The sequence below is a fragment of the Streptomyces sp. NPDC088762 genome, from assembly GCF_044750905.1.
GTDB lineage: Bacteria > Actinomycetota > Actinomycetes > Streptomycetales > Streptomycetaceae > Streptomyces.
The window spans coordinates 803,362-826,658 of the sequence record NZ_JBIVKT010000001.1 but is presented as its reverse complement, the minus strand read 5'-3'; the positions used below and the strand labels follow the sequence as shown (position 1 = coordinate 826,658).

Below are 23,297 nucleotides of genomic sequence, written 5' to 3'. Positions count from 1 at the left end.
ATTTTGTTTCTGGCTAGCGATCACGGCGGGCAGCTGCCGGGGGCCGCCCGGCCCACGCCTGAAAAAGCGCGATCCCCCGCCCGGTGGGGCGGGGGATCGCGTGGAGGAGAAGGCGGTCCGGGCTCAGCCGGCGATGGCCGTCTCGGCGGCCGGGGCGGCCAGCGGCGAGCCCGAACAGTCGCACAGGTGGGCGCCGTTCGGCCCGTGCAGCGCCCTGCCACCGCGGCCGGGAGCCGTGTCGAGCCGGATCGCCACGGCCGAGACCACCAGGCTGGGCATCACGGTCGTGTAGAGCGCCGACACCTCGTGGTCCAGGTCCAGCTCCAGGGTCTGCGACATGACGTTGAGGCCCGCGAAGGCGCCGACGATCAGCCGCGCGGGCCCGGCCGGGTCCACGTGCGAGAGCAGCTCGCCGCGCTCCTTCGCCTCGGCCATCAGGTCCGTGTGCAGGTCGATCCACCCCTGGTAGGGCGCGGCGCGGTCCAGCGCCCGGCCGTTCTGCTCCAGGGTCAGCCGCGCGCTGCCGCGCATCAGCACGTCGTGCTGGAGGCGGTGCGAGAAGATCATGCCGATGTCGACGAACTCCTGTGCCTTGAACTCCTGCGGAGTGAAGGCCGGGTGCATGCCCACCTGGGCGTCGATGACCGCCTGCGCCAGGTCTTCCTTCGAGTCGAAGTGGAAGTAGAGCGCGCCCTTGGTGACGTTGGCGAGCCGGACGATGTCCGTCAGCTTGGCCGCGTCGTAACCGCGGTCCTCGAACACCACGGCGGCGGCTTCCAGGATCGCCTGGCGGGTGCGCACGGCGCGGTCCTGCTTCGCCTGCGGTCGTTCCGTCCTCATGCGTATCTGTCCCTCTCCATGCCCCCGATCGATCGGCAATACATGCCCCCGGGTACGTACTTTTGAGTTCAGTTTCACACCATCGTGAAGCCGCCGTCCACCGGCATCGTCACCCCCGTCACGAAGGAGGCCCGGGAGCTGCACAGCCAGGCGGCCGCCTCGGCGATCTCCGCCGGCTCGGCCGTGCGCGGCTGGGGGGTGGCCTCGTGCAGCCGCTCCTCCATGCCCGGTACGGCCGCGAACCACTCCTCGACCACCTCGGTGCGGGTGGTGCCCGGGGCCACCGCGTTGACCCGGACGCCCTGCGCCGCGTACTCCGCGGCGGCGGCCTTGGTCAGGCCGATCACCGCGTGCTTGGCGACCACGTAGGGCGCGGCCACCGGGGTGGCCAGCAGGCCGGCCACGCTGCTGTTGTTGACGATCGTGCCGCCGCCGGTCTTCAGCATGGCGGCGACCTCGTCCCGCAGGCAGTTCCACACGCCGCGCACGTTGACGTCCATGATCCGGTCGTACAGCTCGTCGTCCATCTCGTGCAGCGGGGTGCGGCCGGTCCCCCAGCCCGCGTTGTTGAAGGCGCAGTCCAGCCTCCCGAACCGGCTCACGGCCAGGTCGACGGCGCGCGCCGTGTCCTCCCGGCGGGTCACGTCGGCCACGGCGTACTCGGCCTGCGCCCCCGCGGCGCGCAGTTCCCCGGTGAGCTCCTTGAGCCGGTCCTCGCGGCGCGCCACGAGGACGATCCGGGCTCCCTCGCGGGCGAACACCCGGCCCGCGGCGGCGCCTATGCCACTGCTCGCGCCCGTGATCAGCGCGACCTTTCCCTCCAGCATGCGCTCCCCTGCCATGCCTCTCCTTCCATGTCGGTGCGGTGGCGGTTCCCGGCTCGGGGTCCACCGCCCGCTTACGGCTTACTGCCCGTCAGACCGGGGCCCACGCCAGACCGGCGGCGGCCTCCTCGTCGAGCACCCGCAGGAGATCTTCGTCGATCTCGTCGAGCGAGCGGACCAGGTGCCGTACCCCGGCGTCGCGCATCAGGTTCCCCTGGTGGCCGTGCTCGAAGGGGCTGGGGTGTCCGATGAAGGGAACCCGCAGGTCGCGGGCGGCCTCGGAGACCCGGGCGACGTCGTCGATGAAGAGCGCCCGGTCGTAGTCGAGACCGAAGGCGTCCACGGCGATCTCGTGGATGCCGGGGCGGAAGTCGTTGGTGCAGATGTAGCCCGGCTCGTCGAAGAGGTGCGCGTAGCGGCCGAGGTGGGTGTCGAAGTGGCTCGCGTCGAGGCCGCCGTAGCAGACGGTGCGCAGGCCGAGGGCGCGCAGCCGGTGCAACAGCGCCTCGGCGCCCGGCAGTACCTGCAGCGGGTGCTCGGCGAGGTAGGCGGCCCGCTCCTCGAAGTAGACCTCCAGCACCTTCTCCGGAGTCCAGTCCAGCCCGGCCGCGGCGCCGAGCGCCCGGGCGGCCGTGGTGCGGGACTGGGAGAAGACCGCGCGCTCCACGTCCGCGCCGTAGGTGCCGCCGCGGCTGGTGACGAAGTGGTGGATCACCGGGCTGAAGGTGTCGTTGAGCAACACCCCGTCGATGTTCACGGCGGCGAGCCGCAGGTGCCCCAGCGGGCGGAGGGCGTGCATCGGTCTCCAATCGGCGGGGGCCGGGCGGTGACAGGACGCGGTGCGCCGCCGGGAAAGCGGCCGCCGCGATACGGCCCGGGGACCCCCGAAAAATACTCCCGGTACGCGGCTGCCGCTCGGCAAAAAGATACCCGACGGCACTGGGGACCCCCGTCCGTCGGCCGGATTTCGACAGAGCGTGCCCAAACCCTCCCTTGCCGGTCACTGACCTGCGCGACGATCTACTGGAGGCATTCATTCCACTACTCCCAGTGGTGTGGTTTGCGTCACTTTCGGTCCCAGGGGTCCGTAAAAATCAGGTAATCCTCTCTCTAACAAGCAAACCCAGAAGTACGTACTTTGCGTCAGGCAAGTAAGTGCGACTCGCTTTCGGCCTTGATCTCGAGGGACTTCATGCTCACGACCCTGGAACCGACGGAACCGACGGACGTCCTCGCCGACCCGGCCTCCTCCAGCGGCGTGTGCCGGTGCCCCGGCCGGAAGGAAGGGGGACTGACCACCACCGTCCCCCGCGAGCTCGTGCACCGCGCGGCCCTCGCCGAGGTCTTCCTGACGGGTATGTGCCGTCCGGCCGAGGGGCGGTTCCACGTCACCGCGCAACTCCCGCGCGCCCACAGCTTCTTCACGCCGATCGCCGGAACGCACTACGACCCGATGCTGATCTGCGAGACCATCCGCCAGGTCGGTTCGTACGTCGCCCACGAGGCCTTCGACGTCCCCCTCGGCCACCAGTTCCTGCTGTGGGGCCTCGACTACACGACCGTCCCCGAGAACCTGGTCATAGGTGACACGCCCGCCTCCCTCGACCTCGACGTCGTCTGCACCGAGGTGCGCCTCCGTGGGACACAACTCCAGGCACTCCGCTACCAGGTGACGATGCGTCACGGCGATGCCGTGATGGCCACGGGGGACGTCTGCTACAACGTCGCCTCGCCCGCCGTGTACCGCCGGCTGCGCGCCGGACAGCTCGACCGGCGCCCCGAGCCCTCGCTGCCCCCGAACCCGCTCCAGCCGGCCCAGGTCGGGCGCGTCTCCCCCTTCGACGTGGTGCTCGCCGCCGCGCCGCAGCAGCAGGGCCCCGGATGCACCTGGCAGCTGCGCTACGACACCCGCCACCCGGTCCTCTTCGACCACCCGGGCGACCACCTCCCGGGCATGGTCCTGCTGGAGGCCGCCCGTCAGGCGTCGGTGGCCCTGACCCCGGCCCTCACCGTCCTGCCGGTCTCCGTGAGGAGCACGTACCAGCGGTACGCGGAGTTCGGCGAACCGATCTGGATCCGCGCGGAGCGCACCGGTCCGGCCCTGATCAAGGTCACCGGCACGCAGACCGACGAGGTGATCTTCGAGGCCCTCGTCGCCACCGGCGTGGTCGACGCCCTGCCGTACGGCATGACGGCGTGACGGCGTGACGGCGTGACGGCGTGACGGCGTGACGGCATACGGCATGAAGGCGTGACGACATGAAGGGCACGACCGCAGAGCGGCACACCGGGTTCCCGGGCGTCGGGGGGCGTCGCGGGGAACGGGAGATCCAGGAGAAATGCCGAAGGGCCCGGCCGCCGTCGTGAGACGGGCCGGGCCCTTCGCCGCGGAGTGCCGCGGGACTACTTCAGCTTGGTGCCGGTCGAGCGCAGGTTCGCGCACGCCTCGGCGACACGCGCGGCCATGCCCGCCTCGGCGGCCTTGCCCCAGGTGCGGGGGTCGTACTTGGACTTCGTGCCGACCTCGCCGTCGACCTTCAGGACGCCGGCGTAGTTGGTGAACATGTGGTCCACGACCGGGCGGGTGAAGGCGTACTGGGTGTCGGTGTCGAGGTTCATCTTCACGACGCCGTTCTCCAGCGCGGTGGCGATCTCCTCGGCCGTGGAGCCCGAGCCGCCGTGGAAGACGAAGTCGAACGGTGAAGCCTTGCCGAACTTCTCGGCGACACCAGCCTGGAGGTCCTTGAGGAGCTCGGGGCGCAGGACGACGTTGCCCGGCTTGTAGACGCCGTGGACGTTGCCGAAGGAGGCGGCCAGCAGGTAGCGGCCCTTCTCGCCCAGGCCCAGGGCCTCGGCGGTGCGGATCGCGTCCTCGACGGTGGTGTACAGCTCGTCGTTGATCTCGTGGCTGACGCCGTCCTCCTCGCCGCCGGTCGGGGTGATCTCGACCTCGAGGATGATCTTCGCCGCGGCGGCCTTGGCGAGCAGCTCCTGGCCGATGGCCAGGTTGTCGGCCAGGGTCTCAGCGGAGCCGTCCCACATGTGCGACTGGAAGAGCGGGTTCAGACCCTTGGCGACGCGCTCGGCGGAGATGTCGAGCAGCGGGCGGACGTAGCCGTCCAGCTTGTCCTTGGGGCAGTGGTCCGTGTGCAGCGCGACCGTGATGTCGTACTTGGCGGCGACGATGTGCGCGAACTCGGCCAGGGCGACCGCACCGGTGACCATGTCCTTGTTGTGCTGGCCACCCAGGAACTCCGCACCACCGGTGGAGATCTGGATGATGCCGTCGCTCTCGGCCTCCGCGAAGCCGCGCAGCGCAGCGTGCAGGGTCTGGGACGAGGTCACGTTGATGGCCGGGTAGGCGAACTTGCCTGCCTTCGCCCGGTCGAGCATCTCGTTGTAGACCTCGGGGGTTGCGATGGGCATCTGTCCGCTCCTTGGATGTGCGGGGAGTGTGCTATTGCTGGCCCTGACCTGGGGGCGACGTCACCGTCGCGCCTATCTTTCCAGACTCCGCGCGACACTCCACCCCACCTGTCCAGAGTGCGAGCCGAGCGGGCCGGCATGTTTCACGTGAAACACCCCCGCCGCCCGCATACGCGCAGGTCAGCGCCTGCTTCTCAGGGTGCAGAGGACCGACGTCACCCCGTGCGCGTGGCCGGGATCCGGCCCCCGGCAGACCCCCTAGGACAGGCCGAGGTCCTCGAGGCGGTAGCCGGTGAGGTACGGGAGCCCGGCCTCGGCGATGGCGCCGGCCGCGCCGCGGTCGACGATCGTGGCGACGGCGACGACCTCGCCGCCCGCCTCACGGACCGCCTCGACGGCCGTCAGCGGGGACCCGCCGGTGGTCGAGGTGTCCTCGACGACGAGGCAGCGCTTGCCCTTGACGTCGGTGCCCTCGATGCGGCGCTGCATGCCGTGCGCCTTCTGCGCCTTGCGGACGACGAAGGCGTCCAGGCGCTGCCCGCGCGCGGCCGAGGCGTGCAGCATGGAGGTGGCGACCGGGTCGGCGCCCAGGGTCAGGCCGCCGACGCAGTCGAAGTCGAGCTCGGCGGTCAGGTCGAGCATGACCTGACCGACCAGGGGGGCCGCCTCGCCGTCGAGGGTGATCCGGCGGAGGTCGATGTAGTAGTCGGCCTCCCGGCCGGAGGAGAGGATCACCTTGCCGTGCACGACGGCCTTGTCCTTGATCTGCTGCAGAAGCGCATCCCGTACGTCACTCATGCCCTGAAGCTTAAAGGGGCCCTACGGGAGCCGCCGCCACGTCCAGGTGCTGGAGATCTCCAGCGGGTCGACGGGGGTGACCAGGCGCGGCAGCGTGTTCAGCCCGTTCGGCGGGCCCGACTGGGGCTCAACGCAGACGGCCTCGGCCTCCTCGTCGTAGACGACCACCCATTCGGTCCGGCTGGTGACCTTCAGCTCCAGGGCGCCGGGCCAGGTGAGGGTCACGTCGACCCCGTCCGGCATGCCGAAGCAGTCGTCCCACGGGCCGGGCTTCGGGTCGATGCGGCGGCCGGTCGGGATGTGGTCGGCGCCGCGCTCCTCCTGCCAGGCAGGGTCGAAGCCGAGACGCACGTCCTCGCCCCCGGCGCCGAGGTTCCGGCGGAACCAGGGGTGCCAGCCGGCCTGGGCGGGGAAGGAGTCCCCGTACGTCTCGATGCCCAGGGTGAGGGTGAGCGCGTTCTCCGCGAGCTCGAAGATCTGCGTGACCCGGCCGGGGTACGGCCACGGCTCGCCGAGGTCGTAGGTGAAGACCGCGTCGGTGGCGGTGACGCGGGCCGGGCGCCAGGCCGCGTCGCGGCCGAATCCGTGCAGGGCGTGCGGCGGGTGGTTGAGCGGCATCTGGTGGACGGTGGCACCGTCCCAGAACCGGCCGTTCGCGGTCCGGCCGCACCACGGGACCATCGGGAAGGACCCGTAGTGCGCGCCTTGGCGCAGCAGCTCGGTCCCGTCGATGCGCAGGCTGCTGATCCGGCAGCCGTTCTCCTGGTCGACGGTCACCTCGGCGCCCCCGGCGCTCAGTTGCGTACTCATGCGGTCGACCCTAGGGGGTGTCTTGCGGATCAGGCCGACACCCCCCGGGGCACGGCCGGTCAGCGGCGGCGGCGCAGGGCGCGGCTGATGACCACCGCCGACGCGAGGGCGAGCGCGGCGGCCGGGGCCATCCAGCGCAGGCTGTCGCCGGCCGTGGTCGCGGACGGCGCGGGGACCGGGGCGTACCGGCCGCGCGGAGGCGCGTGGTCCACCTCCTCTGCGCTGCGGCCGATCATCGTGCGGCGGGCGTGCGCGGCCTCGGCCGGGGGCCGCGGGGGCCCGTCCAGCCCGTCGAACCCGCCGGAGAGGAAGGGGTCCAGGGAGGGCGGCGGCACCTCGGTGTCGAACACGGACGCGGTGACCTCGGTGACGTCGTCGTCGGTGGCCCCGGCGCCCCCGAAGTCCTCGGTGTCCCGGGCTTCCTCCGCCTCCGCCTCCTCGGCCTCGGCCACCGGATCGGCGACCACCTCGGGCCCCGGCGCGGTGTCCGGCGTGGCGGCGGTACCCGCCGAGTCCTGGGCCGCCTCGGCCAGCAGTTCGGCGGCCCGGTCCAGCAGCCGCCGCACGGCGGTGGCGGTGGCGTCCGCGGTGAAGGCGGCGGCCCGGCCGTCGGCGGTGCCCCCCGCGGTGAAGTCGAGCCGCGTCCCGTCCTCCCGCGGGAGCAGCCGCAGCACCAGCGAGAGGGTGACCGTCCCGCTCCCGCGGACCTCGGTGCCCTCTCCGTCGAGGTCGAAGCGGCCGGGGTCCCGCTCGGTGACGGTCAGCGCCCCGCGGTAGGTCACGGTGCTGCCGCCGACGCGGATCTTCAGCCGGCCCGAGGGCGGCCCGGAGCCGGTGTCGGCGTCCTGCTGGAGTCCCGGCACGCACCGGGCCACCCGGACGGGGTCGCGCAGCACGGCGCGGAGACTGTCTGCCGGTACCGGAACGAACACCTGATGCTCCATGCGGCCGAGCCTACCGACGAGACCCGCGCCGGGTCACGAATACCGCGGGTGCGGCAGGGTCGACGGCGGAAGTCCGGTCATCCGGGTGCGTTCCGCGTCGCGCGCGGCGTCCTGGAGGGAGCCGGTCGACAGCGAGCGGAGACCCGGCGTGTCACGGTCCACGTGCAGCGCCGGCGCCTGTTCGCGGGCGGCCAGGACGAATCCCCAGTCCTGCGGCGGTGTGCCGGTCACCCCGTGCGGGGTGCGGTCGGGCCCGGCGGCGAAGCCGGAGAGCCGGCCGCCGGCGCTGTAGGGGGCGGTGCGCAGTCCGGCCGCGCGGAGGGTGGACTCGACGGTCCAGTACGTACGGGGCCGCGTGGCGAGCGGTCCGGCGTGTACGGCGATCCGGCCGCCGGGGCGCAGGGCCCGCGCTGCCAGCCCGTAGAACTCCTGCGAGTACAGCTTCGTGCTGGGGGTGATGCCGGGGTCCGGGAGGTCGGAGACGATGACGTCGAACCGGTCCCCGGCGGCCGGGCCGCGCAGCCAGCGGAAGGCGTCCTGCGTGACGACGCCGAGGCGCGGGTCCCCGTAGACCCCTGCGTTGAGCGCGGACAGCATCGGGTCGGTGCGGGCGAGGCGGACCACGCCGGGGTCGAGCTCGACGACGGTGACGGAGGCGACGTCCCGGTAGCGCAGCACCTCGCGGGCGGCGAGCCCGTCACCGCCGCCGAGGACCAGGACGCGGCGGTGCGGGCCGGTCATGGCGGGGTGGACGAGGGCCTCGTGGTAGCGGTACTCGTCGTAGCCGCTGACCCGCAGCCGGCCGTCGAGGTACAGGTCGAGGGAACGGGGGGAGCCGGTGGCGGGCCCGGTGAGCACCAGCTCCTGCACCCCGGTCTGGACGGCGACCCGGACCTCCCCGCCGTAGACGGCACGGCGGGCGGACCGCTCGAAGTCGTCGGCGAGTACGGTCGCGCAGCCGAGGACGGCCAGGACGGTCGCGTTCGCGGCGATCAGCAGCCAGCGCTCGCGCCGGCCGAGGTCGCGGCGGAACAGCCACAGCACCAGCCCACCGCCGATGACCACGTTGACGGTGCCGGTGAGCATGGCCCCGGTGAGCTGGCCGAGCACCGGGAGCAGCAGGAAGGGGAAGGCGAGGCCGCCGACCAGGGCGCCCACGTAGTCGGCGGCGAACAGGTCGGCGACGGCCCCGCCCGCGTCCTGTCTGCGGATGCGCTGGATCAGCACCATCAGCAGCGGGATCTCCGCACCGATGAGCACACCGATCCCGAAGGAGAAGGCGACGAGGGCGGGCCGGGACTCCCCCAGCCAGGCGAAGCTCGCGTACAGCGCCATGGCCGAGAGCCCGCCGAGCAGGGCCAGCCCAGTCTCGATGGCGCCGAAGCCGAGGGCGGGCCGGTTCCGGAGCCGTTTGGCGAGCAGGGAGCCGACGCCCATGGCGAAGACCATGACGGACAGGACGACCGACGCCTGGGTCACGGAGTCGCCGATGAGGTAGGAGCCGAGGGCGAGCAGCTCCAGTTCGTACACGAGCCCGCAGGCGGCGCAGACGAACACGGTGGCCAGGACGAGGAGTCGGCCGGTCCGGGGCCGTACGGGCAGGGCGGCCGGGACGGTCGCCGCGCCCCGGGACTCCGGAGCCGGGAGCACCCGGCGCGGGACGGAACGGTCGATCATGAAGCGAACCGTACGTCACCGCCCACCCGCATCCGGTCACCCACATGGGTGCAAGTAGCGTACTGATGGGGCCAGTTGGCGTAACGGCGTCGGAACACCGGCGCCCGGAACGCGCCCGGGCGCCCCAGGCCCCACGCCGCAGGGCCGGACGGGGCGAAAGCCCCCTACCGCAGCGCGGGCGACTCCCGTACGGGGGCGACCGCCGCGGTCGCACCCGTGCGTACGCCCACACGGGTCCGGGTGGCCACCAACTGGCCCTCCTGCGGGTAGGCGTGCCAGGTCCGCCAGCGCACCTGGCCCTCGTGGCGCTGCGCCAGCATGGCGGTGAAGGCGTGCGGACTGCCGGGGAAGGTACCCGCCAGCCCGTTCGGGTGGTCGGCGACCAGGGCGAGCAACTCCTGCGCCCGCCCCGCGAAGGAACCGCGGGACAGGGTCTCGACCCGTGCGGCGAACTCGTACTCCCAGTCGCCCACCCGCTTGGCCACGCCGAGCGGCAGCGGCGTACTGCTGCCCGGCATGCAGGCGACCGTCTCCGAGCAGAGCACCTCACCCTCTTCCAGGAGCACCTGGTGGGAGGCGCCGAGCAGGCGCAATTCCACTTTCGCGCTCGTCAGTTCGAGGTTCAGTACGGCCAGGGCGGGCAGCCGGTCCCGACCCAGGGCCCAGGCGAGATCGGCGGCACGCGTGTCGGTGTAGGTGGTCTGGAGGGTCGTGAGCATGAGTCGGCTCCGCAAACGCGCGAGGGAGATGGGCCGGGGCCCGCCGGCGGGGGTCAACGGGTGGGGGGAGACCGGCACTGGTCCACAGGAAGTCCCGGGAGGTCCCGGGACTGGTCTACTCAACCGAGGGAATCATGAAAGGCACGGCACTCACAGCGCTTTTACCCAACTTGACGGGGTTTACATCCCCCCGGGGGCTTCGCAGTTCACGTGTTCAACAGGTTGCGTCCCGCGCGTCGTGGTGCATCCGTGGCGCATGGGCGAACGAGAGGGCGCCCGGCGGAATCCAGACCGCCGGGCGCCCCCCTCGACGCGGTGCCCGCTGCCCCGTGTCAGCTGGAACCGCACCCCCCGCCACCGCAGGAGGAAGACGATCCGCCGCAGGACGAGGAGGATCCACAGGAGGAAGAGGAGGATCCGCAGGAGGAAGAGGATCCACACGAGGAGGAAGAGGAGCCGCCGTCGCCTCCCCACCAGCTGGTGCTGCCGGAACCGGAACCGGACGACGACCCCCCGCCGCCGCGGACCAGCCGCGCGATCGCGGCCACGACGATCCCGACGAACAAGAGGAGCACGAGCCCGAACACAACGAAGAAGGACATGACACTCGTCCCCTCTCTCACGCCCCGGTCTTCCCGGGGGAGCGGGATCCCCTCGTCCCGCGTGGAAGGGGGATGCCCGCAGGCCACGCGGCCCAAAGCACACTTGAGCAAGTCCAGAGGTTCCCCGCAGGATGGCGCCCATGAGCGCACCCGTGAGCAGCGACCACAGCGACCGCCCCTTCCTGAACCGCCGGCTGGCGCCCTTCGGCACGACGATCTTCGCGGAGATGTCCGCGCTGGCCGCACGCACCGGGTCGATCAACCTGGGGCAGGGCTTCCCCGACACCGACGGCCCCGCGGCCATCGCCGAGGCGGCCTCCCGCGCGGTCCTCACCGGCCTCGGCAACCAGTACCCGCCGGGCCCCGGCGTCCCCGAGCTCCGCACCGCCGTCGCCGCCCACCAGCAGCGCTTCTACGGACTGTCCTACGACCCCGACACGGAGGTCCTGGTGACCGCCGGTGCCACGGAGGCCATCGCCGCCGCCCTCCTGGCCCTCCTCGAACCGGGCGACGAGGTCATCGCCCTCGAGCCCTTCTACGACTCGTACGCGGCCTGCATCGCGATGGCCGGCGCCGTCCGGGTCCCCGTCACCCTGCGCCCCCACGCCGGAGCCTTCGCCCTCGACCTGGACGAGCTGCGCGCCGCCGTCACCCCGCGCACCCGCCTGCTCCTGCTGAACACCCCGCACAACCCCACGGGCACCGTCCTGACCCCGCCGGAGCTCGCCGCGATCGCCGAGCTCGCCGTCGAGCGGGACCTGCTCGTCGTCACGGACGAGGTGTACGAGCACCTGGTCTTCGAGGGCGCCCACACCCCGCTGGCGGGCTTCCCCGGCATGCGCGAGCGCACGGTCGGCATCTCCTCGGCCGGGAAGACGTTCTCGTTCACGGGCTGGAAGGTCGGCTGGGTCACCGCGCCCCCGCAGCTGGTGGCCGCGGTCCGCTCGGCGAAGCAGTTCCTGACCTACGTCTCCTCCGGCCCCTTCCAGTACGCGATCGCCGAGGCCCTGGCCCTCCCCGACACCTACTACGACGCCTTCCGCGCGGACCTGGCCGCCAAGCGGGACATCCTCGCCGACGGCCTCACGGCGGCCGGCTTCGAGGTCTACCGCCCGCAGGGCACCTACTTCATCACCACGGACATCACCCCCCTCGGCGAGAAGGACGGCCTCGCCTTCTGCCGCGCCCTGCCCGAACGCTGCGGGGTGGTCGCCATCCCGAACCAGGTCTTCTACGACAACGCCTCCGCCGGAGCCACCCAGGTCCGCTGGGCCTTCTGCAAGCGGACCGAAGTCCTCCAGGAGGCGGCCTCCCGGCTGGGCCGGCTGTAGGGCAGGGGGTGCCGGTTCCGGGCCGTGGTTGCGGGGTGACTGAGGGCGGTGTGAAGCTGGCGGTCGTGCACATGCCCGGAGCCCTCACCCACGGGTGAGCGTCGTCACAAGAGCTGGAAAGTCGGGATACATGGCAACGGGCAGAGCGACGGTGACCGCGTCGCCCTTGGAGATCCGCGCGGTCAGGGCCGTACGCTCGGCCGCGCCGACGACGGTCCTCGCACTCGGCGTCTTCGCCGCCGTCCGCGGGCTCGGGGTGCTGGTGCTCGCCCTCGGCTCCCTGTGGGCCGGCAAGGACCCCGTGCGGGTGCTCGGCAGCTCCTGGGACTCCGTCTGGTACCTCGGGATCGCCGCGAACGGCTACGGCCGGACGCAGATGTGGCCCGACCTGGCGACCGGCACCGGGTACATCCAGAGCGACTACGCCTTCTTCCCGCTCTTCCCGGCCCTGATGCGGGCGGTCGCCGCCGTGCTGCCCGGCGGTCTGATGCCCGCCGGGATCCTGATCGCCTGGGTCTGCGCCGCCGTGGCCGCCGTCGGCGTCTACCGGGTCGGGGAGCGCGTGATCGGGCCGCGCGCCGGGCTGCTCCTCGTGGGGCTGTGGGCGGCGCTGCCGCACTCCGTGGTGCTGTCCCTGGCCTATACCGAGCCGCTGCTCGCCGCGCTCGCCGCCTGGGCCCTCCACGCCCTGCTGTGGGGCCGCTGGACGGTGGCTGCCGGCCTCGCCGTGCTCGCCGGACTCACCCGCCCCACCGGACTCGCCGTGGCGGCCGCCGTGTCCGCCGCGGCCCTGTACGCGATCCTCGTCCGCCGCTCCCGCGCGCCCGAGGTGTGGGCGGCCGGGCTGCTGGCCCCGGCGGGCTGGGCCGCGTACGTCCTGGCCGTGGGGATCCACGTCCGCGACCCCCTGGGCGGCTACTTCGCCGTGCAGCGGCACTGGGGCTCGCGCTTCGACTTCGGCGCCGGGGCGCTGCGCTCGGCGGAGCGGGTGCTGACCGGCGGGCACGTGCCGCTCGCCACCACCGTGACCGTGGTCCTGCTGGCCGCGGCCGGGCTGCTCGCCCTGCTGCTGTTCCTGGACCGGACCCCGCTGCCGCTGCTCGCCTACACGGCGATACTGCTGGTGATCACCTTCGGCGGGGCCGGGTTCTTCGAGTCGAAGCCGCGGTTCCTGCTCCCCGCCTTCCCGCTGCTGCTGCCGGTGGCGGCCGTCATGGCCAGAGCCCGGCCACGCACCGCGGTCCTGGTGACCGTGGGGCTGGCCGGGCTCAGTTACGGCTACGGGCTCTACCTGATGCTCGTGGCGCGCGTACCGCTGTGACAGCGGGTCAGTGTGTCACCGGGTGACTAGTTGCCATCGCCGTTCGTCTCGTCGTCGTCGCCGTCGGCGGAGTCGACGTCCTGCTCCAGGCCGAGCTGCTCGACGAGCCACTTGTCGAACTCGATGGAGGCGCGGACCCAGCTGACCGTGGAGGACACGAAGTGCTCCAGGTTGACGCCGGTGCCGATCAGCATCTGCGCCTCACCGATCAGACGGACCGAGCCGTCGTCGTGGGTGTGGCTGTACACCTTGGGCCACAGGGTGCGGCGGTTCCAGTCGTCGATGGACTCGAGCAGCTGCGGCTTCTCGTCGATCTTGTGCGGACGGTCGTAGAAGGTCCGCACCGAGAAGACCTGCTGCTCGTTCTCGCCGCGGAACATGAAGTACGTCCGGAACTCCTCCCACGGCGCCGCGAGGTCACCCTCGTCGTCGACGACGTACTTGAGCTCCATCTGCTCCAGCAGCTGCTTGACCAGATCCTGGTCGGGGACGACGGGGCCCGCCGGTCCTGTGGCCTGCGGATCGGGCTGCTGCCCTCCGAAGTTCGGAATCGAGGCCGGGTCGATGCTCACCGTGTACTTCCCTTCGTGCGGATACCTGCATCCTCCCCCATCCCGCCCACCCCATGTCCAGCCCTGCACGGACGATCCGCTCCCGGCGGAACCCCGCGGCCGCGGATCCTGCGGCCACCGGGCCTGCCGGGCGTCAGAGTGCCTTGCCGACCAGCAGGTCTTCGCCCGCCACGTCGACCCGCACCGTGTCGCCGTCCCGGACCTCGCCGGACAGGATCTCCTTCGCCAGGCGGTCGCCGATGGCCGTCTGGATCAGGCGGCGCAGCGGGCGCGCGCCGTAGGCGGGGTCGTTGCCCTTGTCCGCCAGCCAGGCCAGGGCCTGCGGCGTGACGTCCAGGGTCAGGCGCCGGTCCGACAGCCGCCGGGCGAGGCGGTCGATCTGGAGCCGGGCGATGTGGGCGAGCTCGTCGCCGGTCAGCGCGGAGAAGACCACCAGGTCGTCCAGGCGGTTGAGGAACTCCGGCTTGAAGCTGGCCCGTACCAGCCCCAGGACCTGCTCCTTCTTCCGGTCCGCCGGGGTCAGCGGGTCGACCAGGAACTGCGATCCCAGGTTCGAGGTCAGGACCAGGATCGCGTTGCGGAAGTCCACCGTGCGGCCCTGGCCGTCCGTGAGGCGGCCGTCGTCCAGGACCTGCAGCAGGACGTCGAAGACCTCGGGGTGGGCCTTCTCGACCTCGTCCAGGAGCACCACGCTGTACGGGCGGCGGCGGACGGCCTCGGTCAGCTGGCCGCCCTCCTCGTAGCCGACGTAGCCGGGCGGCGCGCCGACGAGGCGGGCCACGCTGTGCTTCTCGCCGTACTCCGACATGTCGATGCGCACCATGGCGCGCTCGTCGTCGAAGAGGAAGTCGGCGAGGGCCTTGGCCAGCTCGGTCTTGCCCACGCCGGTCGGGCCGAGGAACAGGAAGGAGCCGGTCGGGCGGTCCGGGTCGGCGATGCCGGCACGGGTGCGGCGCACGGCGTCCGAGACGGCCCGCACGGCCTCGCCCTGGCCGATCAGCCGGCGGCCCAGCTCGTCCTCCATGCGCAGCAGCTTCTGCGTCTCGCCTTCGAGGAGGCGGCCCGCCGGGATGCCCGTCCAGGCGCCGACCACGTCGGCGATGTCGTCCGGGCCGACCTCGTCCTTGACCATGGCGTCTTTGGAGTGTCCGGTCTTGGCGACTTCGGCCTCGGCCTCCGTGGCCTGCGCGAGCTCGCGCTCCAGGGCCGGGATCTCCCCGTAGAGCAGCTTGGAGGCGGCGTCGAAGTCCCCGTCGCGCTGGGCGCGCTCCGCCTGCCCGCGCAGGTCGTCCAGGCGCTCCTTGAGCTCACCGACCCGGTTGAGGGACTGCTTCTCCTTCTCCCAGCGGGCGGTCAGGCCCCGCAGGTCCTCCTCCTTGTCCGCCAGGTCCTTGCGGAGCTTCTCCAGGCGCTCCAGCGAGGCCGGGTCGGACTCGTTCTTCAGCGCCAGCTCCTCCATCCGCAGGCGGTCGACCGCGCGCTGGAGCTCGTCGATCTCCAGCGGGGAGGAGTCGATCTCCATGCGGAGGCGGGAGGCGGCCTCGTCGACGAGGTCGATGGCCTTGTCGGGGAGGAAGCGGGAGGTGATGTACCGGTCGGAGAGGGTCGCGGCGGCGACGAGCGCGCTGTCGTTGATGACGACCTTGTGGTGGGCCTCGTAGCGGCCCTTGAGCCCGCGCAGGATCGCGATGGTGTCCTCGACGGAGGGCTCGGCGACCAGCACCTGCTGGAAGCGCCGCTCCAGCGCCGGGTCCTTCTCGATGCGCTCGCGGTACTCGTCGAGGGTGGTCGCGCCGACCATGCGCAGCTCGCCGCGGGCCAGCATGGGCTTGAGCATGTTGCCCGCGTCCATGGCGGAGTCGCCGCCGGCGCCCGCGCCGACGACGGTGTGCAGCTCGTCGATGAAGGTGATGATCTGGCCGTCGCTGGACTTGATCTCGGCGAGGACGGTCTTGAGCCGCTCCTCGAACTCGCCGCGGTACTTGGCCCCGGCGACCATGGCGCCGAGGTCGAGGGCGACCAGCCGCTTGTTCTTCAGGGACTCGGGGACGTCGCCCTTGACGATGCGCTGGGCCAGGCCCTCGACGACGGCCGTCTTGCCGACGCCGGGCTCGCCGATGAGCACCGGGTTGTTCTTCGTACGGCGCGACAGCACCTGGACGACGCGCCGGATCTCCTGGTCGCGGCCGATGACCGGGTCGAGCTTGCCCTCGCGGGCGGCCGCCGTGAAGTCGGTGCCGAACTTTTCCAGGGCCTTGTACTGGCCCTCCGGGTCGGGGGTGGTCACCCGCCGTCCTCCTCGTGCGTTCTGGAAGGCGGCCAGCAGCTTCTGCGCGGTCGCGCCTTGGGCGGAAAGGGCCTCACCGGCCGCGCCGCCCTTGGCGGCGATGGCGATGAGCAGGTGCTCGGTGGAGAGGTAGTCGTCGCCGAGCCGGCCCGCTTCGGCGTCCGCCTCGGCGAGGACGGCCAGCAGCTCGCGGGTGGCCTGCGGGGGCGCGACCGTGGAGCCGGTGACGCTGGGCAGGGCGGCGAGCAGCCGCTCGGCTCCGTTGCGCACGGCGGCCTGGTCGGCGTCGGTGGCCGCGAGGAGGTCGGTGATGTTCTCGTTCTCGTCGCCGGCGAGCAGGGCCAGCAGCAGGTGCGCGGGGGTGAGATCGGCGTGGCCGTCCTTGACGGCCCTGCTGGTGGCGGCGTTCAGCGCATCCCGGCTCTTGTTGGTCAGCTCGGCATCCACGGGGGACTTCTCCTCTCCGGAGGGGCGAAGGCGTCGACTTCGGAACTATGACAGGTGCAACCTATGCAAAGTTGAGTCTATTCCACTCAAGGCAGCTTCCGGCACCCCTGGGGCGTTTCGGAAGCCCCGCGGCCGTACCCTTCGCCCATGCCCCATGACGTACTCAACCCGACGCCCGAGTACCTCGCCTTCTGGCGGGAGCGGCACGTCTGCACGCTGACCACTCCGCGCCCCGACGGCACGCCCCACGTGGTCCCGGTGGGCGTGACGTACGACCCGGAGGCGGGTCTGGCACGGGTGATCAGCAACAAGCACAGCAAGAAGGTGCGCAACATCCTGGCGGCCCAGGCCGTGCAGCCGGGCGGGGCGCGGGTCGCGGTCTGCCAGATGGAGGGGCGCCGCTGGGCCACCCTGGAGGGGCGCGCGGTGATCCGTACGGACGAGGCCTCGGTCGCCGACGCGGTGGCGCGCTACGCGGAGCGCTACGGGCGGACGCCCTCACCCAATCCCGACCGGGTGGTCATGGAGATCACGCTGGACCGGGCGATGGGACGGGCCTGAGCCGGGAGGCGGGACATCCATTCACCCGTTCAACTTGTCCGGTCCGCGTCTGGACGCGGACAGCACAACGGCGCCATCGTGGTCAGGTCCACGATGGCGCCGTTGTGTGGGGGTAGCACCTGAGCGATCTGCAACGACGGGGGAATCGCGTCAGGCACTGCGGGGGGTGGCGGTGGTGATATCGGGTTCGAAGAGCTGGTGGTCGCGCTGATCAAGGTTGACGAAGACCATTCCGTAGCGCACCTCGCAGCGGACGGGCTGCGGCGCGCCACGCGGGCGGCGCAGGCACCGGTACGCACGTACGTCCTCGTCCTCCTCGCGCACGACGACGATCGGTTGGCCGAACAGGGTGACCATCAGCGAGTCCCCGGGGTACGGAATCGCGGTGGCCAGGTCGATGAACTGCCATCCCGAGCGGTAAGCGGAGGCCATTTCGCGGCGGAAACCGCGGTCGTCGGGGGTCATGCGTTCGAAGACTTCCCACCCGCACCCCAGCCACTGTCAGACGGCGCGCCCCCCGGCGCGCTGCCCCAGCCGCTGTCGTCCGCGCCGGGTGATCCCCATCCGCTGTCATTGCCTGTCGGACCGGCGCCCCAACCGCTGTCGGCGGGAGCGCTGCCCCAGCCACTGTCCGCGAGCGAGATTCCACCGACAGCAGCGGCCGTAGAGAGAGCAATGACAGCCACCGAGCGAAGCAATTTCTTGTACATGGTCGACGTTGTCCTCACTTGATGGATTCCTCTCCCCCGCATCTCAGACGATGACTTATCGAGCCACGCCATTGCCACCGTGGCGATGCATCATGTTCCTGTACATGCAGGACCCTGGGGGTGGGAGATTTGCCGATTATGCGCACGAACCAGACACATCCCCATGCGGTGACGGAACTGTGCGACCTGGGGGCCGAGCTGTACGCAAGTGCCCTCAGCTCGGGCCGAATCGCCCGTGAGGAAGTCGAGCAGACGCCCTGCCTGCTGGAATTCGCGCTGCTTCACCCTGATCCGGACGACGACAACTGGCTCCGTCCGGTTCCACCTTCGGTGGCACTTGCCCAGCGACTGCACCCGCTGGAACGGGAGATCCTGCAACGCCGGCGCTCCTCGATAGAGCTCACCGAAGCGTTTGAGCCATTCATGGCCATCAGCGCGCTGACTCCCGCACCCACGCACGCCATCACCGTGCTGGAGGGATTCAACAGGATCAACGCGGCACTCAATGTGGCCACGGCCGAGTGCCAGGCCGAAATGCTGACCATCCAGCCGGGCGGCGGACGTTCGGAAAACATTCTCAACCAGGCGATAGAACGGGACCAGCCGCTCATCCGGCGCGGCGTCAGCATGCGCACCCTCTACCAGCACACGGTGCGCCACAGCCGCGGCACGATGGCCTACGTCGACCGCATGGCCAGCGGAAAGGTCGAGATCCGCACCCTGGAGGAGCTCGTCGAACGGCTCATCATCTGCGACGAGTCGGTCGCCTTCATCCCGGCCAGCGACGACCAGCAGATCGCCCTGGAACTGCGCCACCCGGCCCTCGTGCGCTACCTGGTCCGCGTCTTCGAACAGCTCTGGCGCCGCGCCACCCCGCTCAACGAGCAGATCCCCTACGACCCCACCCCGTCGGGCATCTCGGGCGTCCAGCGCTCCATCGCCCAACTTCTCGTCGAAGGCCACGTGGACGAGGCCATCGCCCGCCGCCTCGGCATGAACGTACGCACCTGCCGCGCCCACATCGCCAAGCTCGCCACCGCCCTCGGCAGCGGCAGCCGCGCCCAACTCGGCTTCCTGATAGCCCACTCGGGCATCCTGGGCCGCCCGACGACCCCGCCGGGCCCGGAGGTCCGCGAGGCCGACGAGGCATGAGTGCGAAAGGCCCCCGCCCGGATCATCCGGGCGGGGGCCTTCTCGCGTACGGGGCCGGCTCAATCCAGCGGCCGCTTGGGGGCGGGGCGCCAGACCACCAGGGCGTTGCCCGGCTGCGGGGGCTGGTACTTGACCAGGTCGCGCCGGTAGGAGGCGTGCACCTGGGCCTCGCGCTGCTGCATGGCGACCGCCGCGCCGTCCACCGCCGCGGACAGTTCGGCCACGCGCTGCTGGAGCGCGGCGACCTGGTTCTCCAGCTCGATGATCCGCTTGATGCCCGCCAGGTTGATGCCCTCGTCCTGGGACAGCGCCTGCACCGTGCGGAGCAGTTCGATGTCCCGGGCGGAGTAGCGCCGGCCGCGGCCGGCCGTACGGTCCGGGGAGACCAGGCCGAGCCGGTCGTACTGGCGCAGCGTCTGCGGGTGCAGGCCCGAGAGCTGGGCGGCCACCGAGATCACGTAGACCGGGGTCTCGTCGGTGAGCTGGTAGCCCCCACCCAGACGGGAGGACTGTCGTCGGCGGCCGTCCATCTCATGCTCCCTTCGCGGACTCGAACAGCGCGGAACGCGGGTCGTCGGACTCCGTCGCCTCGCGGTACATCTCCAGCGCCTCACGGGCCTTGTCCGACAGCTCGGTCGGAACCGCGACCTCCACCGTCACCAGCAGATCGCCTCGGGTGCCGTCCTTGCGGACCGCGCCCTTGCCGCGGGCCCGCATGGTGCGGCCGCCCGGGGTGCCCGGCGGCAGCTTCAGCGTCACCGAGGGGCCGTTCAGGGTCGGAACCTTGATCTCGGCGCCCAGTGCCGCCTCGGCGAAGGTCACCGGGACGGTCACCGTCAGGTTGTCGCCCTTGCGGCCGAAGACGGGGTGGGAATCGACGTGCACGACGACGTAGAGGTCCCCGGCCGGGCCCCCGCGCTCGCCCGGCGCCCCCTTGCCGCGCAGCCGGATCCGCTGGCCGTCGGAGACGCCCGCCGGGATCCGGACCTGCATGGTGCGGGAGCTGCGGGCGCGCCCGCTGCCCTTGCAGACGTCACAGGGAGTCTCCGCGATCAGGCCGCGGCCCTTGCAGTCCGCGCAGGGGTCGGTCAGCGAGAAGCCGCCGCCGCTGCCCCGCGAGACCTGGCCGGTGCCGACGCAGGTCGGGCACACCCTGGGGGTGCCGTTCTTGTCGCCGGTGCCCGAGCAGGCCTTGCAGGGGGCCTGGGAGGACATCCGGAGCGGGACCGTGGCCCCGTCCACCGCCTCCGTGAAGGAGAGGGTGACCTCCGACTCGATGTCCTGGCCGCGGCGCGGCTGGGTGCGGGTCCCCGCACCGGCGCCGGCGCCGCGGTTGAACAGGCCGCCGAAGACATCGCCCAGGCCGCCGCCGAAACCGCCGCCCGGACCGCCCGGCTGCTGACCCCCGAAGAGGTCGCCGAGGTCGAAGTTGAACGAACCGCCGGCCCCGCCCGGCCCGGGGCGGAAGCCTCCGTTGCCGAAGAGGGCGCGCGCCTCGTCGTACTCCTTGCGCTTCTTCGGGTCGCCGAGGATGTCGTTCGCCTCGGAGACCTCCTTGAAGCGCTCCTCGGCGGAGGCGTCACCCTTGTTGGCGTCCGGGTGGAACTCGCGGGCGAGCTTCCGGTACGCCTTCTTGATCTCGGCCTCGGTGGCGTCCTTCGGGACACCGAGAACCTTGTAGTAGTCCTTCTCGACGAAGTCCTTCGTGCTCATCCCCGGTGTCCCTCCTCCCGTGACGTGCTGATCGATTCAGCCCTTTTCGGGGGCATCCGTGTCCTTGTCCGACGATGCCTCGCCGTCCGCGGACTCCGACTTGGGGGCCGCGCCCGGCTGGGGTTCGGCCACCGCGACCCGCGCGGGGCGGATCGTACGCTCGCCGATCCGGTACCCCGGCTGGAGGATCGCCACGCAGGTCGTCTCGGTGACGTCCGGCGCGTACGAGTGCATCAGCGCTTCGTGGATCGTCGGGTCGAAGGGCTCGCCCTCCTTGCCGAACTGCTGCAGACCCATCTTGGCGGCGACCGTCTCCAGCGATTCGGCCACCGACTTGAAGCCGCCGACCAGCTCGCCATGCTCCCGCGCCCGGCCGATGTCGTCCAGAGTCGGGAGCAGTTCCGTCAGGAGGGACGCGACCGCGATCTCCTTGACGGTGATCCGGTCCCGCTCCACCCGGCGGCGGTAGTTCTGGTACTCGGCCTGGAGCCGCTGGAGGTCCCCGGTGCGCTCGGTGAGCGCGGTACGGGCCTGGTCCAGCTGGGCCAGCAGGGCCACGTCCTCGGCCCCGTCCCCGGCCGGGGCCGCCTCCGCCTCCTGGGAGGAGTCGGCGGCCTTCGGCTCGTCGGGCGTGCCGTCGACGGGGACTTCGGGCTTCTCCTCGAACCCCGGGGTCTCCTCCGACATCAGGCAGCGCCACCCTTCGGCTTCTCGTCGTCGACGATCTCGGCGTCGACGACGTCGTCGTCGGCCTTGGCCTGGGCACCCTCGGCGCCCGCGGCACCGGCGGCGCCCTGAGCGGCCTGGGCGTCGGCGTAGATGGCCTGGCCGAGCTTCTGGCTGACGGCGGCGAGCTTCTCGGTCGCGGTGCGGATCGCGGCCGTGTCCTCGCCCTTGAGGGCTTCCTTCAGCTCGGAGACGGAGGCCTCGACCTCGGTCTTCACCTCGGCCGGGACCTTGTCCTCGTTGTCCTTGACGAACTTCTCCGTCTGGTAGACGAGCTGCTCGCCCTGGTTGCGGGACTCGGCGGCCTCGCGGCGCTGCTGGTCCTCCTCCGCGTACTGCTCGGCCTCCTCGCGCATGCGGTTGACCTCGTCCTTGCCGAGCGAAGAGCCGCCGGTGACGGTCATCTTCTGCTCCTTGCCCGTGCCGAGGTCCTTCGCGGTCACGTGCATGATGCCGTTCGCGTCGATGTCGAAGGAGACCTCGATCTGCGGGACGCCACGCGGGGCCGGCGGCAGGCCGGTCAGCTCGAACATGCCGAGCTTCTTGTTGTACGCCGCGATCTCGCGCTCACCCTGGTAGACCTGGATCTGCACCGACGGCTGGTTGTCCTCCGCCGTCGTGAAGATCTCCGACCGCTTGGTCGGGATCGTGGTGTTGCGCTCGATGAGCTTGGTCATGATGCCGCCCTTGGTCTCGATACCCAGGGACAGCGGGGTCACGTCGAGGAGCAGGACGTCCTTGACCTCACCCTTGAGGACACCGGCCTGCAGGGTGGCGCCGATGGCCACGACCTCGTCCGGGTTGACGCCCTTGTTGGCGTCCTGGCCGCCCGTGAGCTCCTTGACGAGCTCGGCGACGGCCGGCATACGGGTGGAGCCGCCGACCAGGACCACGTGGTCGATCTCGGACAGCTGGATGCCGGCGTCCTTGATGACGTTGTGGAACGGGGTCTTGCAGCGCTCGAGGAGGTCCGCGGTCAGCTGCTGGAACTGGGCGCGCGTGAGCTTCTCGTCCAGGTGCAGCGGGCCCTCGGCGGACGCGGTGATGTAGGGCAGGTTGATCGAGGTCTCCGTGGAGGAGGACAGCTCGATCTTCGCCTTCTCGGCCGCCTCGCGCAGACGCTGGAGCGCCATCTTGTCCTTGGACAGGTCGACGCCGTGGCCGTTCTGGAACTGCTTCACCAGGTAGTCGACGACGCGCTGGTCCCAGTCGTCGCCACCGAGGTGGTTGTCACCGTTGGTGGCCTTGACCTCGACGACACCGTCGCCGATCTCCAGGAGCGACACGTCGAAGGTGCCGCCACCGAGGTCGAAGACGAGAATGGTCTGGTCGTCCTTGTCGAGGCCGTAGGCCAGGGCGGCGGCCGTCGGCTCGTTGACGATGCGCAGGACGTTCAGGCCCGCGATCTCGCCGGCCTCCTTCGTCGCCTGACGCTCGGAGTCGTTGAAGTAGGCCGGGACGGTGATGACCGCGTCCGTGACCTTCTCGCCCAGGTACGCCTCGGCGTCGCGCTTCAGCTTCTGCAGGATGAAGGCGCTCATCTGCTGCGGGTTGAAGTCCTTGCCATCCAGGTTGATCTTCCAGTCAGTGCCCATGTGGCGCTTGACGGAGCGGATGGTCCGGTCCACGTTCGTGACCGCCTGGCGCTTGGCCACCTCGCCGACGAGGACCTCGCCGTTCTTGGCGAAGGCGACGACGGACGGCGTGGTCCTGGCGCCCTCGGCGTTGGTGATGACGGTGGGCTCGCCGCCTTCCAGAACGCTGACGACGGAGTTAGTGGTGCCCAGGTCGATGCCGACCGCACGTGCCATTTCGATTCCTCCAGCTGACTTGAGTG

21 protein-coding genes are annotated in these 23,297 nt (G+C 71.2%); 5 read left to right on the top strand and 16 right to left on the bottom strand.

What is annotated here, in order from left to right; all coding sequences use genetic code 11:
* Nucleotides 1-123: 123 nt before the first annotated feature.
* The 3 genes from ACIP5M_RS03795 to ACIP5M_RS03785 form a co-directional block, all read right to left on the bottom strand.
* Nucleotides 124-840 carry a ScbR family autoregulator-binding transcription factor gene (locus ACIP5M_RS03795; RefSeq protein ID WP_401191415.1) on the bottom strand — a complete coding sequence of 239 codons (717 nt, stop codon included), beginning with the start codon at nt 838-840 and terminating at the stop codon, nt 124-126.
* A 74-nt stretch (nt 841-914) separates the two neighbouring features.
* Nucleotides 915-1,682, bottom strand: coding sequence for an SDR family NAD(P)-dependent oxidoreductase (locus ACIP5M_RS03790; RefSeq protein WP_401191413.1), 768 nt, complete (start codon nt 1,680-1,682; stop codon nt 915-917).
* 73 nt (nt 1,683-1,755) lie between these two features.
* Entirely contained in the window at nt 1,756-2,463 is a 708-nt protein-coding gene (locus ACIP5M_RS03785; protein WP_401191411.1) for an HAD family hydrolase, read from the bottom strand.
* A gap of 393 nt (nt 2,464-2,856) precedes the next feature.
* Here ACIP5M_RS03785 and ACIP5M_RS03780 point away from each other — a divergent pair, with 393 nt between their 5' ends.
* Nucleotides 2,857-3,864 carry a ScbA/BarX family gamma-butyrolactone biosynthesis protein gene (locus ACIP5M_RS03780; protein WP_401191409.1) on the top strand — a complete coding sequence of 336 codons (1,008 nt, stop codon included), beginning with the start codon at nt 2,857-2,859 and terminating at the stop codon, nt 3,862-3,864.
* Between the two features lie 203 nt (nt 3,865-4,067).
* On the opposite strand, the gene fbaA is transcribed toward ACIP5M_RS03780, so the two are convergent.
* The 6 genes from fbaA to ACIP5M_RS03750 form a co-directional block, all read right to left on the bottom strand.
* A complete protein-coding gene (fbaA, locus tag ACIP5M_RS03775; RefSeq protein WP_401191407.1) occupies nt 4,068-5,090 on the bottom strand; it encodes a class II fructose-bisphosphate aldolase in 1,023 nt (340 codons plus the stop codon).
* Between the two features lie 258 nt (nt 5,091-5,348).
* Nucleotides 5,349-5,888 carry an orotate phosphoribosyltransferase gene (pyrE, locus tag ACIP5M_RS03770; protein WP_381752184.1) on the bottom strand — a complete coding sequence of 180 codons (540 nt, stop codon included), beginning with the start codon at nt 5,886-5,888 and terminating at the stop codon, nt 5,349-5,351.
* 21 nt (nt 5,889-5,909) lie between these two features.
* The gene (locus ACIP5M_RS03765) at nt 5,910-6,698 is read right to left on the bottom strand and encodes an aldose 1-epimerase (protein WP_401191406.1); all 789 of its coding nucleotides are present in this window, start codon (nt 6,696-6,698) and stop codon (nt 5,910-5,912) included.
* Between the two features lie 59 nt (nt 6,699-6,757).
* Complete coding sequence (locus tag ACIP5M_RS03760; RefSeq protein ID WP_401191404.1) at nt 6,758-7,642, bottom strand: SRPBCC family protein; 885 nt, start codon at nt 7,640-7,642, stop codon at nt 6,758-6,760.
* A gap of 33 nt (nt 7,643-7,675) precedes the next feature.
* The gene (locus tag ACIP5M_RS03755; protein WP_401191402.1) at nt 7,676-9,319 is read right to left on the bottom strand and encodes a polyamine aminopropyltransferase; all 1,644 of its coding nucleotides are present in this window, start codon (nt 9,317-9,319) and stop codon (nt 7,676-7,678) included.
* Between the two features lie 164 nt (nt 9,320-9,483).
* Nucleotides 9,484-10,038, bottom strand: a complete 555-nt coding sequence (locus tag ACIP5M_RS03750; protein ID WP_401191400.1) for a DUF2617 family protein — start codon at nt 10,036-10,038, stop codon at nt 9,484-9,486.
* Between the two features lie 733 nt (nt 10,039-10,771).
* Between ACIP5M_RS03750 and ACIP5M_RS03745 the strand changes: the two genes are divergently transcribed.
* The gene (locus ACIP5M_RS03745) at nt 10,772-11,971 is read left to right on the top strand and encodes a pyridoxal phosphate-dependent aminotransferase (RefSeq protein WP_401191398.1); all 1,200 of its coding nucleotides are present in this window, start codon (nt 10,772-10,774) and stop codon (nt 11,969-11,971) included.
* 130 nt (nt 11,972-12,101) lie between these two features.
* On the top strand, nt 12,102-13,292 hold the full coding sequence (locus ACIP5M_RS03740) for a hypothetical protein (RefSeq protein ID WP_401191397.1): 1,191 nt from the start codon (nt 12,102-12,104) through the stop codon (nt 13,290-13,292).
* 26 nt (nt 13,293-13,318) lie between these two features.
* Here the strand turns inward: ACIP5M_RS03740 and ACIP5M_RS03735 are convergent, their stop codons facing one another.
* Complete coding sequence (locus tag ACIP5M_RS03735) at nt 13,319-13,864, bottom strand: YbjN domain-containing protein (protein WP_401191395.1); 546 nt, start codon at nt 13,862-13,864, stop codon at nt 13,319-13,321.
* A 133-nt stretch (nt 13,865-13,997) separates the two neighbouring features.
* Complete coding sequence (gene clpB, locus ACIP5M_RS03730; RefSeq protein ID WP_401191393.1) at nt 13,998-16,598, bottom strand: ATP-dependent chaperone ClpB; 2,601 nt, start codon at nt 16,596-16,598, stop codon at nt 13,998-14,000.
* Between the two features lie 147 nt (nt 16,599-16,745).
* Here clpB and ACIP5M_RS03725 point away from each other — a divergent pair, with 147 nt between their 5' ends.
* Nucleotides 16,746-17,159, top strand: a complete 414-nt coding sequence (locus ACIP5M_RS03725; RefSeq protein ID WP_401191391.1) for a pyridoxamine 5'-phosphate oxidase family protein — start codon at nt 16,746-16,748, stop codon at nt 17,157-17,159.
* A 150-nt stretch (nt 17,160-17,309) separates the two neighbouring features.
* Here ACIP5M_RS03725 and ACIP5M_RS03720 read toward each other — a convergent pair whose 3' ends face one another.
* Complete coding sequence (locus ACIP5M_RS03720) at nt 17,310-17,624, bottom strand: (2Fe-2S)-binding protein (RefSeq protein ID WP_073917230.1); 315 nt, start codon at nt 17,622-17,624, stop codon at nt 17,310-17,312.
* A gap of 383 nt (nt 17,625-18,007) precedes the next feature.
* On the opposite strand from ACIP5M_RS03720, the gene ACIP5M_RS03715 reads away from it, so the two are divergent.
* Nucleotides 18,008-19,021, top strand: a complete 1,014-nt coding sequence (locus ACIP5M_RS03715) for a helix-turn-helix transcriptional regulator (protein WP_401191389.1) — start codon at nt 18,008-18,010, stop codon at nt 19,019-19,021.
* 59 nt (nt 19,022-19,080) lie between these two features.
* On the opposite strand, the gene ACIP5M_RS03710 is transcribed toward ACIP5M_RS03715, so the two are convergent.
* The 4 genes from ACIP5M_RS03710 to dnaK are packed head-to-tail and all read right to left on the bottom strand — an operon-like array spanning nt 19,081 to nt 23,271.
* A complete protein-coding gene (locus ACIP5M_RS03710) occupies nt 19,081-19,551 on the bottom strand; it encodes a heat shock protein transcriptional repressor HspR (RefSeq protein ID WP_215016044.1) in 471 nt (156 codons plus the stop codon).
* 1 nt (nt 19,552) lies between these two features.
* Nucleotides 19,553-20,734 carry a molecular chaperone DnaJ gene (gene dnaJ, locus ACIP5M_RS03705; protein ID WP_401191386.1) on the bottom strand — a complete coding sequence of 394 codons (1,182 nt, stop codon included), beginning with the start codon at nt 20,732-20,734 and terminating at the stop codon, nt 19,553-19,555.
* Nucleotides 20,735-20,770: 36 nt separating this feature from the next.
* Nucleotides 20,771-21,421, bottom strand: coding sequence for a nucleotide exchange factor GrpE (grpE, locus tag ACIP5M_RS03700; protein WP_401191384.1), 651 nt, complete (start codon nt 21,419-21,421; stop codon nt 20,771-20,773).
* The gene (gene dnaK, locus ACIP5M_RS03695; RefSeq protein WP_401191382.1) at nt 21,421-23,271 is read right to left on the bottom strand and encodes a molecular chaperone DnaK; all 1,851 of its coding nucleotides are present in this window, start codon (nt 23,269-23,271) and stop codon (nt 21,421-21,423) included. Before dnaK ends, grpE begins: the two co-directional genes overlap by 1 nt.
* Between the last annotated feature and the right edge of the window lie 26 nt (nt 23,272-23,297).

What these genes read in the sequence shown, in the direction of transcription:
- ACIP5M_RS03780 (WP_401191409.1), top strand. Translation starts at nt 2,857, where the DNA reads ATGCTCACGACCCTGGAACCGACGGAACCGACGGACGTCCTCGCCGAC.
- ACIP5M_RS03795 (WP_401191415.1), bottom strand. Translation starts at nt 840, where the DNA reads ATGAGGACGGAACGACCGCAGGCGAAGCAGGACCGCGCCGTGCGCACC.
- ACIP5M_RS03720 (WP_073917230.1), bottom strand. Translation starts at nt 17,624, where the DNA reads ATGACCCCCGACGACCGCGGTTTCCGCCGCGAAATGGCCTCCGCTTAC.
- ACIP5M_RS03745 (WP_401191398.1), top strand. Translation starts at nt 10,772, where the DNA reads ATGGCGCCCATGAGCGCACCCGTGAGCAGCGACCACAGCGACCGCCCC.
- ACIP5M_RS03750 (WP_401191400.1), bottom strand. Translation starts at nt 10,038, where the DNA reads ATGCTCACGACCCTCCAGACCACCTACACCGACACGCGTGCCGCCGAT.
- grpE (WP_401191384.1), bottom strand. Translation starts at nt 21,421, where the DNA reads ATGTCGGAGGAGACCCCGGGGTTCGAGGAGAAGCCCGAAGTCCCCGTC.
- ACIP5M_RS03760 (WP_401191404.1), bottom strand. Translation starts at nt 7,642, where the DNA reads ATGGAGCATCAGGTGTTCGTTCCGGTACCGGCAGACAGTCTCCGCGCC.
- ACIP5M_RS03710 (WP_215016044.1), bottom strand. Translation starts at nt 19,551, where the DNA reads ATGGACGGCCGCCGACGACAGTCCTCCCGTCTGGGTGGGGGCTACCAG.
- ACIP5M_RS03740 (WP_401191397.1), top strand. Translation starts at nt 12,102, where the DNA reads ATGGCAACGGGCAGAGCGACGGTGACCGCGTCGCCCTTGGAGATCCGC.
- ACIP5M_RS03790 (WP_401191413.1), bottom strand. Translation starts at nt 1,682, where the DNA reads ATGGCAGGGGAGCGCATGCTGGAGGGAAAGGTCGCGCTGATCACGGGC.
- ACIP5M_RS03765 (WP_401191406.1), bottom strand. Translation starts at nt 6,698, where the DNA reads ATGAGTACGCAACTGAGCGCCGGGGGCGCCGAGGTGACCGTCGACCAG.
- fbaA (WP_401191407.1), bottom strand. Translation starts at nt 5,090, where the DNA reads ATGCCCATCGCAACCCCCGAGGTCTACAACGAGATGCTCGACCGGGCG.
- pyrE (WP_381752184.1), bottom strand. Translation starts at nt 5,888, where the DNA reads ATGAGTGACGTACGGGATGCGCTTCTGCAGCAGATCAAGGACAAGGCC.
- dnaJ (WP_401191386.1), bottom strand. Translation starts at nt 20,734, where the DNA reads ATGAGCACGAAGGACTTCGTCGAGAAGGACTACTACAAGGTTCTCGGT.
- ACIP5M_RS03715 (WP_401191389.1), top strand. Translation starts at nt 18,008, where the DNA reads ATGCGCACGAACCAGACACATCCCCATGCGGTGACGGAACTGTGCGAC.
- ACIP5M_RS03725 (WP_401191391.1), top strand. Translation starts at nt 16,746, where the DNA reads ATGCCCCATGACGTACTCAACCCGACGCCCGAGTACCTCGCCTTCTGG.
- ACIP5M_RS03755 (WP_401191402.1), bottom strand. Translation starts at nt 9,319, where the DNA reads ATGATCGACCGTTCCGTCCCGCGCCGGGTGCTCCCGGCTCCGGAGTCC.
- dnaK (WP_401191382.1), bottom strand. Translation starts at nt 23,271, where the DNA reads ATGGCACGTGCGGTCGGCATCGACCTGGGCACCACTAACTCCGTCGTC.
- ACIP5M_RS03785 (WP_401191411.1), bottom strand. Translation starts at nt 2,463, where the DNA reads ATGCACGCCCTCCGCCCGCTGGGGCACCTGCGGCTCGCCGCCGTGAAC.